Below are 14,637 nucleotides of genomic sequence, written 5' to 3'. Positions count from 1 at the left end.
TACAGGACAAAGTTCAGCATTGAAAGAATCATAAGAGTTGCCAAAATGCAGTAAGCTGTAGCCAAAACGGATTCCAAAATAGATTTGTTTTTTGTAAGTTTGCTTTATCAATTCTTATGGCAGAATATATTCTTGAAAACATCAATATCAGTACACTTTCTGTATATGATCTCTTGAAACATACTTCAGACAGCACATTTATCGGAATCAGGGATTTTCGTGAGATCTACCCTGTTGCTCTTGAAAATAATACAGGAATATTTACCAAACAATCTTCACTGCAGGATTTTCCCATTGTCACGATCAGCAGAATCGGCAGTTCACTACTCTGCTCCTGTACCTGTGACAACCCGAAAAACCAGCTTTGTTCCCATCAGGCAGAAATTATCCACTGTATTATCGAGGATAAAAATTACCGCCTTTTTTTTGATGAGACCCTCCGCAAAAAGACACTTGTTCCTAAGGCCAAAGGATATGGTCTGGAAAATGAACCAGATCTCGACCTCTATTTTCAGCTGGAATATATGAATGGCAGCATTGAAATACTTCCAAAGATCAAGGAAATGCTGCCTGTAGATGATATGTTGCTTACAAGAGATCTTCTTCCACAGCATCCGTCTAAACTGGATGAACTGGCAGTATTGGAAACAGGCAAAAAACAGATATTGGTTATCGGCAAACACCGGTATTATAACCACCTGACTTTTTCTCTGATGGAAGCCGAAACAACGCAAACCGGGAAAATAAAAAATCCTGTGACTTCTGTAGATGCCATGCAACTGATATGGAAAGCAGAAAAGCCTGCGGACATCAAATTTTACACCGCGATTACCTCTTTTCAGAATAATTATAATGAGGATTACAATCCTGCAGAACTGGAAGCTTTAAAGCTCATTGTGCAAAATCCTCTGGAACTGGAAGTCTTTTATCACGACCGCGAAATTGCAGAAACCGTTTCCGCAAAGTCACTTTCTTATGTTGAATTAAATACTTTAGATGCCGAAGTGCAATTATCTGTATTTAAGAAAGATCCGTTCTATGAAATAACGGGTGAGTTACAGTTTAATGACATTTCTGTTCCTTTTAAAAATATTGTTCTTAGAAATGAGTATTTTGTTTATAACCGAAACACTTTCAGCTTTGTAGATCATCCTGACATGCTCAGAATCATTAGGTTTTTTAAGGCTAATAATGAGATTTTACTCGTTCATTCTTCAAAATACGAAGCATTTATGCAGAACATTCTCTCTGCTATTGAAGAACGTATTCATATTAATTACAGCTACATACAGCCTGCAACAAAAGTACAGCTTGAAGACAAAAATTATAAGACTGAAAAAGTCGTTTATCTTCGTCAGCAGGAAAATTATATAGGAATTACGCCCGTTATGAAATACGGAGACGTTGAAGTTCCTGTCTATTCCCGAAAGCAGCTTTTTGATACGGATCAGAATGGAAACCCATTTAAAATAGAAAGAAATGAATCTGCAGAAGCCCGTTTTACGTCCCTCATCATGCAGCAGCATTCTGATTTTGAAGAGCAGATGGACGGATACCAGTATTTTTATCTTCACAGAGATAAGTTCCTGGATAACAATTGGTTTCTTGAAGCATTTGAGATCTGGAGAAACGAAGGGATCACCATCCTGGGTTTTAATGAATTAAAAAACAATAAATTAAGTTCTCACCGGGCCAAGATCAACATTCAGATTACCAGCGGACTGGATTGGTTTAATGCTAAGCTAAAGGTGGCATTTGGACCCAAAGAAGCCTCTTTAAAACAGCTTCACCGGGCCATTCGCAATAAAAGTAAATTTGTTCAGCTGGATGACGGCAGCCTGGGGATTCTCCCTGAAGAATGGATGGAAAAGATAGCGGGTTACTTCCAGTCAGGTGAAATTGACGAAGAGCTTCTGAAAATTCCTAAAATCAATTTTACTGAGGTTTCTTCGCTATTTGAAAAAGAAGTCCTGAGTAAAGAAGTTCAGGATGAAATAACGTCTTATTCGACTCAATTTTCGACAGGAAAAGCGATTCCCAAGGTCAATATTCCTGCGGAGCTGAAAGCTGAGCTGCGGGATTATCAGCATGACGGACTGAACTGGCTCAATTTTCTTGATGGTTTCAACTTCGGAGGATGTCTGGCAGATGATATGGGGCTTGGAAAAACAATTCAGATCATTGCTTTCATTCTGTCACAAAGGGAGAAACGGGGACATACCACCAATCTTATTGTGGTTCCCACTTCCCTGCTTTTCAACTGGCAGGATGAGATCAGAAGATTTGCACCTTCTATAAAAGTTGGGCTGCATTATGGTGCAGACCGCCCAAAGACAACGGCTCATATGCCTGATTACGAAGTAGTCCTTACGACGTATGGAATGATCCTTTCTGACATTCGATTTCTGAAAAATTTTAATTTCAATTATATTTTTCTGGATGAATCACAGACCATTAAAAACCCAAATTCCGAGAGATACAAAGCAGCACGCCTCCTTCAATCGAGAAACAGAATTGTTCTGACAGGAACTCCTGTTGAGAACAGCACTTTTGACCTTTACAGCCAGCTTTCATTTGCCTGCCCGGGACTATTGGGAAGCAAACAGTATTTTAAAGATATTTATGCCATTCCTATTGATAAGTTCGAGTACAGTAAAAGTGCAATGGAGCTTCAGCAAAAGATAAAGCCCTTCATCCTCAGAAGAACGAAGAAACAGGTGGCCAAAGAGCTTCCGGAAAAAACAGAAACGGTCATCTATTGTGAGATGAATGCGGAACAGCGCAGAATATACGATGCTTATGAAAAGGAACTTCGTGAATTTATCGCTGCCAATGATGACGATGATCTGAATAAAAACAGCATGCACGTCCTTACGGGGCTTACAAGGCTCAGACAGATCTGTAATTCTCCTGTTCTGATGAAAGAGGGATATTCCGGTGAAAATGCCGTTAAAATCGAAATTCTGATGGAACAGATCCTTGGGAAATCGAAAGACCATAAAATTCTTGTTTTCTCACAGTTTGTGGGAATGCTGGATCTTATAAAGACAGAACTGGAACATCATAATATTCAGTTTGAATATCTGACGGGACAGACTAAAGACAGAGGAGAAAAGGTGGCGAATTTTCAGAAAAATGAAAATATCCGGGTATTCCTGATTAGTTTAAAAGCTGGCGGTGTAGGTCTCAACCTAACCCAGGCCGATTATATTTATCTTGTGGATCCATGGTGGAATCCTGCTGCTGAAAATCAAGCCATTGACCGCAGTTACCGTATCGGACAAACCAAAAATGTAATTGCTGTCCGAATGATATGTTCTAATACTGTGGAGGAAAAAATCCTTACACTTCAAAAAAAGAAAAAACAGCTGGCCGAAAATCTGCTTACAACCGATGGGAAAAAATTCCAGGGATTATCCAGGCAGGATCTTATGAATTTGCTGGGATCCGGTGCCTAAAAACATCCCCGCTGCAATCCATGTATTTTCCTCACGGCATTAAACCTTTTTAGTTAAAACCTTTTAAATAAAGAGTTTCCTGTGATTTCTAAAAATAAAAAAACCGACAGGTAAAGGACCTGTCGATAAAAACAAAAATTGATATGGATATGATTTAGATATGATGTGTCTATTTTTTAATAATCTTTTCTGTAATGAGTTTTTGATCTTTTGTAAGAATTTTTATCAGATATGTTCCGGATATTAAGCTCTCCATATGTACGGTCATCGAATTACCTTCCAGCATTTTTTGTCCTGACATATTATAAATTTCATATTTCTCCAATCCTTCCTTCATCTTGATGGTTACGGTATTTGTTGTAGGATTTGGATATATTTTAACGGTAGCTGATGCCTCTTTAGAAACTTCAATTGTTGAAAGGCTTTCCGGTTGAATCTTAAGTGTATAATCCTCTACCTGCCCGATAAACCACCCTGAAAGACATGGAAGATTCTCCAAAGTTCCCATCCAGGAACTGGATTCATAAGCTTTTACCAGCCTGAAACGAGTGTCTCCCAACTGTGCACCTGCCGGAATGGTAATGTTAGCTGTCGTAACTCCCGATTCCGTACTAGAAACCGGATTGGAATTGTCCAGATATCCCAGGTCAATTTTTTCATCAGCATCAAACTGATTATTATGGTTAAAATCAATATAGGCGTACGCTGATACGGTATTCTGTCCATGGGTACCTCCTGTAACCGTTATAGGATAGCTATTTCCACGGTTGACCGTAAAGACAGTCGCTGTAAAATTTTCAAGAACATCCGAGTTTCCATCAATAGCACTGCTTCTAACAGTTCCGGCAAATTCTACCTTGCTTATTTCACTTACTGTAAGGCTGGTCACATTCTCTGCTCCACAGTAAGGGGCTGGGAAACTTACCGTATTCCCTATAATATTCACGGTATAATCTTCTGTTTGTCCTGCTCTTAAACTGGAATCACAAGCTGAGCTGATTGAGTTAGCCGCTGCAGGATTGGAGTAAGCCTGAACATTTGTATTTTTAAGAACCCTCATCCTTGTGCTTCCACTGGCAGCATTGGCTGGAACGGTTATCGTATTGCTGATTGTAAAAGCATTGGCTGGATTAGCGGCTGCCAGTCTTCCGATATAGAAGCTTTCCCCGGCATCATCAAAATTACCGTTCTTATTAAAATCTATAAAAACAACTACATCGCTCGGAAATGTACTGGAAGGACCTTTTATCGATATCGGATAAGAGTTCCCGGACTGCAGATCGGTAGATATTGACGTGAAATTTTCATAAATCTGTGCATTCCCTGACTGAACCGGTGACGAATTATTAATCGTTCCTAAAGTAACATTACTGATCATATTGCTGTCTGCTCCATACTGAAACGCGGGCATACAATACTGTAATTGGGCGTTCATCAGTGAGCAAAGTACAATACCAGAAAGAGTAGTTATTTTTTTCATTTTTCTTGTTTAAATTTCTTGATACAAATTTATATTTATTTAGAATTAATAAAAATAACAACGTAATGATATTTATCAGTTTATCAAAAATAGGCGTTTTATACCTTATTATTACGCATGGAATAATTCAAATTACTCATGGATAATCAATTTGTTATATAAAAAAATACCTTCCCCGAAATTGTACTCGCAGGAAAGGTATTTTATATTTTAAAATAAGAAATAAAGGGAATTTTACATCTTTTATCCTATATTTTCAATAAGAATTGCTGAGGCTCCCCCGCCCCCGTTGCAGATGGCAGCAATACCGTATCTCCCTTTTTCCTGATGCAAGACGTTGACCAGTGTTGTGATAATCCTTGCTCCTGAAGCACCAATGGGGTGTCCTAATGCAACAGCTCCGCCATACACATTTACCTTGTTTAAATCATATTCAAGAATTTTCTGATTGGACAGAATGACTGAAGAATAGGCTTCATTGATTTCGAAAAAATCGATATCAGATAAGCTAAGACCAGTTTGTTTCAGAAGCTTTTGAATGGCTACAGAAGGTGAAGTCGTAAACCATTCCGGGGACTGGGCTGCATCTGCATAAGCGATTATCCTTGCCAATGGCTTAAGATGATGATGTTCTATAGCCTCTGAAGATCCTAATACTATTGCAGAAGCTCCGTCATTCAAATTACTGGAATTAGCGGCTGTCAATGTTCCATCTGCTTCAAATGCGGGTTTCAGAAGAGAAATTTTCTCAGGGATAAGTTTATCAATATCTTCATCTTTATCCACGATCGTAGTTCCCTTTTTTGTTTCAAAGGATACATGGATCAGCTCATTGCTGAATCTCCCGTTTTTTGCGGCTTCCTGAGCTCTCTGATAGGAAAGCAATGCATAGTCATCAAGTTCCTGTCTGGTGAGCCCATACTTTTTCACTCCCAGTTCGGCAGCACTTCCCATATGGAAGTCATTATATACATCCCAAAGGCCATCTTTAATGAGGCCATCCGTAAGACTGGTATCTCCCAGCTTTGTTCCCTGACGGAGTTTCGTATAGTGCGGAACATTGCTCATACTTTCCATTCCGCCCGTCATAACGATATTCTCCAGCCCCAGCTGAATCTGCTGAGCGCCAATGATTGCAGCTTTCATTCCGGAAGCACAGACTTTATTAATCGTTGTTGCATCTTTATCCACAGGGATTCCTGCAAAAACAGCTGCCTGCCTTGCCGGTGACTGGCCCAATCCAGCACTTAAAACATTTCCCATATACACACTGTCTACATACTCAGGAGCAAGCCCAATACTTTCATATGTGTTCTGTATTGCTATAGCACCCAATTGAGTTGCTGTAAATCCGGAAAGGCTGCCCATAAACCCACCAACAGGGGTTCTTTTGGCTGCCACTATAAATACTTCTTTCATAAGATATTATTTTACAATATACCGATTGGTATTATTTTTATTAAAAAAATTCCCTCTTTTATTGATCAGGAGGGATATACAAAGATAGCGAAATATACCGATTGGTATATTAATGATATTAAAAAAGTCTTACTTTCTACAGTAAGACTTTAATTTTTTAAGTTCTGCTCAGTTGATCCAGTTTTTTCAACAGCGTGGGTATTCTATAATCTCCATGCATCTGTTCTACTTTTAGCTTAACTTCATCTACATCAAACCCTCTGGCCGTTACAAAAAGCGGTGTTTTACTTTCCCCACGGAAAACACTTCTCCGCTGTGAATCGGGAGTTGTAAAATCGTTCTTTGCAATCCCAATAATAGGACACTTTTCTTCCAGTGCTTCATAAAGATGTCCACCTAAGCCAATTTTGCCATTGTTGTCAAGCGTAACATATCCGTCAACAATGATAATGTCTTCCGGCTTTAATGCTATTTTATTTAACAGGCTCAAAATGCACGGCAGTTCTCTTTTGTAAAAAGCTCCACTTTCATATTCTGAAGTCACAGGAGTTTCTTCTATAAACGTCTCTACTTCTTTTTCAGAAGTCCAGTTTTCAAATGCAATACACACTGTATTAGCATAATCCTCGTAATAATAGGTATCAAATGCGTAAATCATAATTTCTTTTCCTTAAAAACTCACCAAAATGCCATAAAATCCCGGACGGATCGTGTACAAAACACTCTTTTCCCCAATCCATCGTTCTCACAGGAGTAAGTCTTACATTTTCATATGTATCTGTAAGCCCTAAAGACAAAAGCTCCTTCCAGAATTCCTCTGTATTGGCAACTTCCATAAAAATCATGGTATTGTCAACCCATTCTTTTGCATAATAATCCTGAAGATAAAATCCTATTTCCTGCCGTATAAAAAGGGACAGCTTAGGCTCAAGCACAACTTCTTCAAACCCAAGATCTTTATAAAAGTTTCTGCTGATTTTAAAATTTCGTGCACCAATAAACGGTCTGATTGATTTTAGCGGCGATTTCATGAGGTCTTTATTTTTCCAATTTTCATAAGTCATTTCAAACTTAACCTCTCCATTTCCATGGGTTCCTGCTTCCTTCCAACCGGATTTCCTGTAGAAATTTTCTGCCCTTGTTCCCGGCGAAGTACCAAGCCAGACATAGTCTTTATTCTGTTCAAAATACCAGTCGAGCATCACATCATGAAGTTTTCTTCCAATTCGCTGATTTTCAAAATCAGGATGTACAAACAATGCCCATATATTATTGTCTTTAAGGTCTGCTATAGAAAAACCTACAACCCGACCTTCCACTTCACTTACCCATCCTTTTCCTCTTTGAAACAAAAATTCTTCACAATCTTTATCAGTAACCAATCCCGGATCTGAGAGGGTGTTTTCCTTCACAGCATTTCTTACAATCTGTATTTGTGGAATGTCTTCTGGTTTTGCTTCTCTGATAATTATATTCATGGTAATTGTTTTGTTGATAAGCTTAAGGGCCTGAAATATTTTTCTTACCCCTTGTCAAGGTTTAAAACCTTGACAAGGGGTAAGAAACAATCCAAAATAAAACTTGTTATTATTTCTTATCAACAACAATTCTCTCTTCTCTGTTGGCAATATCCCAGGCGGTTGTGAAAATAAGCTGGGTTCTTTTCTGCAATAGCTGATAATCTATCTTTTCAGGATCATCACCTGGTTTATGATAGTCTTCATGAATACCGTCAAAGAAGAATGCTACAGGAATATTATGTTTGGCAAAATTATAGTGATCTGAACGGTAATACAGCTGCTCAGGGTCATTCAAATCATCATATTTGTAATTAAGTTCCAGGTTATTGGTTCTCTTATTTGCTGCTTCATTGATCACTTTAAGCTGAGAACTTAACATTTCCGAACCAATCACATAGACGTATTGTTTTCCTCTGTTAGCAGGATCATCCCGTCCTATCATGTCAATATTAAGGTCAACAACAGTATTGGCTAATGGAAAAACAGGATTTTCTGAGTAATATTCTGAACCAAACAGACCGTGTTCTTCTCCTGTAACATGCAAGAACAGAATGGATCTTTTAGGTCCTTTCCCTGCTTTTTTAGCTTCCTGGAATGCTTTGGCAATTTCCATGACAGCAACAGTTCCGCTTCCGTCATCATCGGCTCCGTTGTATACCACACCATTTTTTGTTCCCACATGATCATAATGTGCTGAAATGACTACAATTTCTTCTGGCTTTTCACTTCCTTCGATAAAAGCCAGAATATTTTCAGAATCAGGAAGGTTTCCACCGCCTCTTTTCTTCATAAATTCTGACGGAACTTTCTGATAATAGGAACCTAATGCTTTAGGCCCTGAAATTCCGAGGCTTTTATAGTAATTGATCATATACTCACCCGCTTTTTTCTGTCCTTTGCTTCCCGTATCTCTTCCTTCCATATCATCTGCAGCAATCACGTAGAGATTCTTTTTTAAAGCTTCAGCGCTTATCACTTTGTATGCATTGTTAAATGCATTACTATGTTTTGTGGAAACAGGATGTGAAGCATTCCCATCAGATATGTTTGCCGTTCCACAACTGGTTACTACAGCCATGGCAAATAGCGGAATAAGTATTTTTTTCATAAAGAATAAATTTCTTAAAAATAACAAATTTTATTGAATCCGAATGGAAGAAATAAACAGGATAAGAGAATACAAATTACTACACAAATTTAACAATACGTCAATTTTAAATTCAATACGGTATTGAATTTTTATTATATTTGATTAAAATACAAAATAGGTGGATAAAATTTACGGATTTACTCATTATTCCTTTTTTACAGAAATGTCCGAACTGGCTGCCAGACACGGAAGCTTTGATCTTTCTCTGGGACTTCCCGACTTTGATATTGACGAACGTCTGAAAATCTTTTTAAAAGAAGCCTCTGAAAAAGACACTTATCATTACGAACCTCTTGCCGGTAATCCCCTTCTGATTGAAAGCATCATCCGCTTCAATGCAAAACGGAATCATCAAATCACTATTACTTCTGGTGAAGTTACCATTGTTCCCTGTGCAACCTTTGCTTTATATACTTCCCTCAAATCTATTATTAATCAACATGATGAAGTCATCATTATTCAACCGTCCTACTACACGTATGGACCTGCTGTTGTCATGAATGGCGGAATCCCTGTCTATTACGATCTTGAAGGTGATTTTACGATCGACTGGGACTTATTTAAAAACTGTATTTCGGAGAAAACCAAAGCTATTATTGTCAATTCTCCCCAGAACCCAACGGGAAAAGTATGGAAAAAAGAAGACTGGAGCCAGTTGTACGAACTGATTAAAGAGCGTGAAATCTATTTGATTTCCGAAGAAATATATGACACCTATTGCTATGATGAAACGGAACATTACAGTTCCTTTATTCATCCAGGGCTCAGAGAAAAGACATTCTGTATTTTTTCTTTTGGTAAAATGTTTCATACTTCCGGATGGAAGGTCAGCTATATGCTTGCTTCTGAAGCATTAACTGAAAAATTTCAATGCCATCAGCAATATATTTCTTACAGTGCCAATGCTCCTGCGCAATATGCTATCGCAAAGTATCTGGATGTATTTGACCCGGCTATCAATAAAGAAATAATGCAGAATAAAAGAGATATTTTTAATCAGCTGATCCGGGAAACTCCCCTGCAGGTAGAGCAACAGGCGGAAGGAAGTGTTTTTCAGATTGTCAATTTCCGCAATGTTTCTAAAACAATGACCGATGTAGAATTTTCAAAATGGCTTACGATTGAGAAAAAAGTTTCCTGCCTTCCTCTTTCTGCTTTTTATAATTCAAGAGATAATTCTGATTATATCAGGTTTAGCTTTGCAAAAAAAGATGAACTGATTATTCAGGCAATGGAACATTTGAAAAGGAATCTTTGATTTTTTCCACATTAGTTTTCCCGCGGATTGCACAGATTTTCACAGATAACTGCAGGTATTTTATTTGCCTGAGTTTTATTTTTAAGAATACCCCATAAAAAAAGCACCGCCAGAGCGATGCTTTTCTATTATTTTAACATTGATTCTAAAGAGCCAGAACTCTTACGTCAATTCTTCTGTTTTTTGCTTTACACTCGTCCGTATCATTCGCTTCGCATACCGGATGTTGGGATCCATATCCTTCAGCTTCTATTCTGTCTGCTGAAATTCCTAATTCAAGAAGTTTCAATTTTGCAGTTTGCGCTCTTAAATTGGATAACTTGATATTACTATCCTCATTACCACTATTGTCTGTATATCCGCCTAATTTAATTTTTAAATCCGGATAGGCATTTAAAATTTCAGCCAACGTATTCACCTGAAGTACGGATTCTGCTTTCAGATCACTTGAACCTGTTTCAAAATAAAGGTTTTCAATTGTGTACCATTTATTCGGGTCTAATGCAGATTTGTCTTTTTGCTTCACCACATTATAAAGCTGATAAAGCTGACTTCCATCTCCAATGGCAATCGTTTTTCCTCCATCCAGCTTTATTTTCTGAATATTCCCTGTTTCATATACAAAGTCTCCGCTTTCATTAAGGTGTCCTTTAATTTCTCCCGGAACAGCAGTAATGATTTTCGTATCTCCATTAACACCCGTTGCAGCATTGGAAATCCCTGTAAGGCTTTCAATTTTTGCTTTTCTGTTCGCTTCAATTTTATCTTTATGTAAAACGGCTAAAGTCGGCGCAATAACCAATGAAACGATTGACATTAATTTGATCAAAATATTCATAGATGGCCCAGATGTATCTTTAAAAGGATCTCCAACCGTATCTCCTGTTACAGATGCTTTATGAGGCTCTGAACCTTTGTAATACGTCTGTCCATTGATATCCACTCCTTTTTCAAATGATTTTTTAGCATTATCCCACGCTCCTCCTGCATTATTCTGGAACATTCCCATCAAAACTCCACATACGGTAGCTCCTGCAAGGAAACCTCCCAATACTTCAGGTCCGAAAATAAATCCCATCAATAATGGAGAAACAATGGCTATAGCACCAGGAAGCATCATTTTTCTGATAGAAGCATCGGTAGAGATCGCAACACATTTTTCATATTCTGGCTGTGCTTTCCCTTCCAGTATTCCCGGAATTTCACGGAATTGTCTTCTTACTTCCTCCACCATTGCCATCGCTGCCTGTCCAACTGCTGTAATGGCTAACGATGAAAAGATAAACGGAATCATCCCACCGACAAATAATCCGGCAAGAACATCTGCTCTGTAAATATCAATTCCATCAATGCCTGCAATCCCTACAAAAGCCGCAAATAATGCTAATGCCGTCAAAGCTGCTGAAGCAATTGCAAATCCTTTTCCTGTAGCTGCAGTTGTATTTCCTACAGCATCCAGAATATCTGTTTTTTCACGTACTTCTTTTGGAAGTTCACTCATTTCAGCAATTCCTCCGGCATTATCTGCAATCGGTCCGAAAGCATCAATAGCGAGCTGCATGGCAGTAGTTGCCATCATTCCGGCAGCTGCAATGGCGACTCCGTACAGTCCGGCACATAAATAAGATCCGTAAATACCACCTGCCAATACAAGAATTGGAAGAAGTGTGGATTCCATACCAACAGCCAAGCCGCCGATAATATTTGTTGCATGGCCTGTAGAAGACTGCCTCACAATGCTGGAAACGGGTCTCTTGCCCATAGCTGTATAGTATTCTGTGATGATACTCATCAGGGTTCCTACTACCAATCCTACCATTATGGCTCCAAATACTCCCATTTTAGTAAATTCGTGGCCTCTAAGAACCATTTTTTCAGGAAGGATATAAGTCACCAGAAAATAAGAGGCAATGGCAGTAATTACAATGCTTCCCCAGTTTCCAAGGTTTAATGCATTTTGTACACTGGAAGTAGATGAACCTTCATTATCATTAATTTTAACAAATAAAGTTCCGATCATCGAAAATATAATTCCTGTTCCTGCTATCAGCATCGGTAAAAGGATTGGGGCAAAGCCTCCGAAAGCATCCTCTGAAATAGTTTCCCGGCCTAAGACCATGGTGGCTAAAACTGTTGCAACATAAGATCCAAAAAGGTCAGCTCCCATTCCTGCCACATCTCCTACATTATCACCTACATTATCTGCAATTGTTGCCGGATTTCGGGGATCGTCTTCCGGGATTCCGGCTTCCACTTTTCCTACAAGGTCGGCACCTACATCTGCCGCTTTTGTATATATACCACCACCCACTCTTGCAAAAAGTGCTATAGACTCAGCTCCCAGAGAAAATCCGGTAAGAATTTCGATGGTTTTTTCCATTTCCAAAGAATCTACTGTGGCCTCGGGAGCAAAGATCTGCTTAATGATGATGAATAGGGTTCCTAAGCCTAAAACAGCCAGCCCGGCAACCCCCATTCCCATTACAGAACCTCCTGTAAAAGATACTTTAAGAGCTTTTGAAAGTGAGGTCCTTGCTGCTTCTGCAGTCCTCACATTGGCTTTGGTAGCGATTTTCATTCCGATAAAACCTGCTAATGCGGAGAATATAGCTCCTACAGCAAAGGCAATTCCGATACTCCAGTGTGAGTTGGCATTGCTCGACCCCATCACCGCCAGTAATATGGCGACCACTACAACAAAGTACGTTAAGATTTTGTATTCAGCTTTTAGAAAAGCCATTGCACCGTCTGCAATATGGCCGCTGATTATTTTCATTTTTTCATTTCCGGCATTCTGTTTACTTACCCAGTTGCTCTGAAGAAATGTATAAAGCAAAGCTACGACACCAAAAATTGGCACTAACATAAATAGATCCATAGTTTAATATTTTTTTGGTAATAGAAAATTAAATATAATAAATAATTACCATCAAAGCATTAAAAACTTTAACAGTATGATGTTTATCATCAAAAAAAATGTAAATATGACAACGAAATAATGATGCTCAGAAGCTGTAAAAAAACGAGACTGAATAAAGGTTTAAGAGAAGTTCATGGAATAGAAAATCTTTGAATAAATTAAACCGTTAAGATTTAATAAGCGAATAAGAAAGTTAAGAAGAGCTTCCCATTGAAACGGTTCTTTTAGCCAACAAAAAAGGATAAACAAAAATTTGTTTATCCTTTTTTTATTTAAAATCCGAGTATTTTATCCTCCGAATTTTTCTGCATAATCTTTTTGAGAAGCGATGATCACTTTTCTAGCGTGCTCAGCTCCATATACCTCATGAATTCTGCATTTTGCAGGCTCATCCGGTAAGTTCTTATATGTTAAGAAATAGTGCATCAATCTTTTAACTTCTGCCTCCGGAAGCTCAGAAATATCTCTGAAATGTCCGAAAGCGTGGTCACCGATCATTACTGCGACGATTTTATCATCAGCCTCACCTCCATCGATCATTTTGAATCCACCGATTGGAATAGCTTCCATTAATAATCCTCCGGAATGAATATTGTGAGAGCTTAATACACAAATATCAAGTGGATCGTGATCTCCTTCCGTCACATCATCAGCTCCAGCTTCTACAGCCAGTTTCATAACTTCAGTGTGGCAATATGTTCTTGGAACAAACCCATATAAAGCGGGAATAATATTAGAAAATTTCTGAGGTCTGTCTACCTTTAAAAATCCTGTTTCTTTATCTACTTCATATTTAATTGTATCTGAAGGAACGATTTCCACGAATACGTTTACAACATTTGGCGCATCTTCTCCTGCAGAAACCCCATGCCATGGATGTGCTTTAAAATTTGGAATCATTATTTATCTGTTATTTTTTAAGTTATTATTAAAATTTCTTTTCTTAAATCTTCTATTGTTTCAACAATATAGTCATTGCTTTCCATATAGTTCATGATGAAAATCGTTTTGAACTCATCCAGCTGAACCTCTCCTTTCAATCCGTCATAGGTTTTGTGAAGAAGCTCTATAATTGCATTTTTAGAGTCTACGATATTCTTCCATGAATTTTTGGTGATGTATAACTGTTGTGAGGAGTTATATTCAAATTCTTCATTAATGGTCTTTTCTGTAAGGAAAATAAACTCATGAACGGCCAACTCACTGTCAAATCTCTGGATAAGGTTTGACGGTTTCATTCTGTCCAGAAACAGGGTCATCCTTTCGTAGGAATGGGCCTTATTCTCTGAATTTGATTTCACGGTGAGTAATTTGATTTCCTGGTTTTTAAGGGTGATGTACGAGTGTACAAATTGTCTGAGCAAAACCAGAAAAGGAATTGCAATAATCAATGCAAATGCATACGGTAAATATCCTGAAAGACTCGTCATAA

General features: G+C 38.2%; 10 protein-coding genes. 2 read left to right on the top strand and 8 right to left on the bottom strand.

All coding sequences use genetic code 11. The features are described 5' to 3' along the window. Positions 1 to 116: 116 nt before the first annotated feature. Positions 117 to 3,458, top strand: coding sequence for a DEAD/DEAH box helicase (locus DBR39_RS05030; protein WP_124531122.1), 3,342 nt, complete (start codon positions 117 to 119; stop codon positions 3,456 to 3,458). Positions 3,459 to 3,627: 169 nt separating this feature from the next. Here the strand turns inward: DBR39_RS05030 and DBR39_RS05025 are convergent, their stop codons facing one another. From DBR39_RS05025 to DBR39_RS05000, 5 genes are all read right to left on the bottom strand, one after another. Further along, the gene (locus DBR39_RS05025) at positions 3,628 to 4,938 is read right to left on the bottom strand and encodes a T9SS type A sorting domain-containing protein (protein ID WP_124531121.1); all 1,311 of its coding nucleotides are present in this window, start codon (positions 4,936 to 4,938) and stop codon (positions 3,628 to 3,630) included. A 243-nt stretch (positions 4,939 to 5,181) separates the two neighbouring features. Further along, positions 5,182 to 6,357: an acetyl-CoA C-acyltransferase gene (locus tag DBR39_RS05020; RefSeq protein WP_124531120.1), complete on the bottom strand. Its 1,176-nt coding sequence runs from the start codon at positions 6,355 to 6,357 to the stop codon at positions 5,182 to 5,184. Between the two features lie 157 nt (positions 6,358 to 6,514). Then, entirely contained in the window at positions 6,515 to 7,015 is a 501-nt protein-coding gene (locus DBR39_RS05015; protein WP_124531119.1) for an endonuclease V, read from the bottom strand. Then, a complete protein-coding gene (locus DBR39_RS24545; protein WP_317127279.1) occupies positions 6,999 to 7,835 on the bottom strand; it encodes a GNAT family N-acetyltransferase in 837 nt (278 codons plus the stop codon). The genes DBR39_RS05015 and DBR39_RS24545 overlap by 17 nt, the downstream gene beginning before the upstream one ends. 109 nt (positions 7,836 to 7,944) lie before the next feature. Further along, positions 7,945 to 8,985 (bottom strand): M28 family metallopeptidase, encoded by a 1,041-nt coding sequence (locus DBR39_RS05000; protein ID WP_124531118.1) that lies wholly within the window; start codon positions 8,983 to 8,985, stop codon positions 7,945 to 7,947. 160 nt (positions 8,986 to 9,145) lie between these two features. On the opposite strand from DBR39_RS05000, the gene DBR39_RS04995 reads away from it, so the two are divergent. Beyond that, a complete protein-coding gene (locus tag DBR39_RS04995) occupies positions 9,146 to 10,285 on the top strand; it encodes an aminotransferase class I/II-fold pyridoxal phosphate-dependent enzyme (protein ID WP_124531117.1) in 1,140 nt (379 codons plus the stop codon). 145 nt (positions 10,286 to 10,430) lie between these two features. Here the strand turns inward: DBR39_RS04995 and DBR39_RS04990 are convergent, their stop codons facing one another. The 3 genes from DBR39_RS04990 to DBR39_RS04980 form a co-directional block, all read right to left on the bottom strand. Beyond that, a complete protein-coding gene (locus tag DBR39_RS04990; protein ID WP_124531116.1) occupies positions 10,431 to 13,163 on the bottom strand; it encodes a sodium-translocating pyrophosphatase in 2,733 nt (910 codons plus the stop codon). Between the two features lie 330 nt (positions 13,164 to 13,493). Continuing rightward, complete coding sequence (locus tag DBR39_RS04985) at positions 13,494 to 14,105, bottom strand: inorganic pyrophosphatase (protein WP_124531115.1); 612 nt, start codon at positions 14,103 to 14,105, stop codon at positions 13,494 to 13,496. A gap of 17 nt (positions 14,106 to 14,122) precedes the next feature. Further along, positions 14,123 to 14,635, bottom strand: a complete 513-nt coding sequence (locus DBR39_RS04980) for a hypothetical protein (RefSeq protein ID WP_124531114.1) — start codon at positions 14,633 to 14,635, stop codon at positions 14,123 to 14,125. Between the last annotated feature and the right edge of the window lie 2 nt (positions 14,636 to 14,637).

It is taken from the genome of Chryseobacterium sp. KBW03 (assembly GCF_003852415.1).
In the GTDB taxonomy this organism is placed as follows: Bacteria; Bacteroidota; Bacteroidia; order Flavobacteriales; family Weeksellaceae; genus Chryseobacterium; species Chryseobacterium viscerum.
This window is presented reverse-complemented; position numbering and strand designations above follow the sequence as displayed.

Excerpts from the sequence above, each read along its gene's own strand:
- DBR39_RS05030 (WP_124531122.1), top strand. The coding sequence starts at position 117 with ATGGCAGAATATATTCTTGAAAACATCAATATCAGTACACTTTCTGTA.
- DBR39_RS05025 (WP_124531121.1), bottom strand. The coding sequence starts at position 4,938 with ATGAAAAAAATAACTACTCTTTCTGGTATTGTACTTTGCTCACTGATG.
- DBR39_RS05020 (WP_124531120.1), bottom strand. The coding sequence starts at position 6,357 with ATGAAAGAAGTATTTATAGTGGCAGCCAAAAGAACCCCTGTTGGTGGG.
- DBR39_RS05015 (WP_124531119.1), bottom strand. The coding sequence starts at position 7,015 with ATGATTTACGCATTTGATACCTATTATTACGAGGATTATGCTAATACA.
- DBR39_RS24545 (WP_317127279.1), bottom strand. The coding sequence starts at position 7,835 with ATGAATATAATTATCAGAGAAGCAAAACCAGAAGACATTCCACAAATA.
- DBR39_RS05000 (WP_124531118.1), bottom strand. The coding sequence starts at position 8,985 with ATGAAAAAAATACTTATTCCGCTATTTGCCATGGCTGTAGTAACCAGT.
- DBR39_RS04990 (WP_124531116.1), bottom strand. The coding sequence starts at position 13,163 with ATGGATCTATTTATGTTAGTGCCAATTTTTGGTGTCGTAGCTTTGCTT.
- DBR39_RS04985 (WP_124531115.1), bottom strand. The coding sequence starts at position 14,105 with ATGATTCCAAATTTTAAAGCACATCCATGGCATGGGGTTTCTGCAGGA.
- DBR39_RS04980 (WP_124531114.1), bottom strand. The coding sequence starts at position 14,635 with ATGACGAGTCTTTCAGGATATTTACCGTATGCATTTGCATTGATTATT.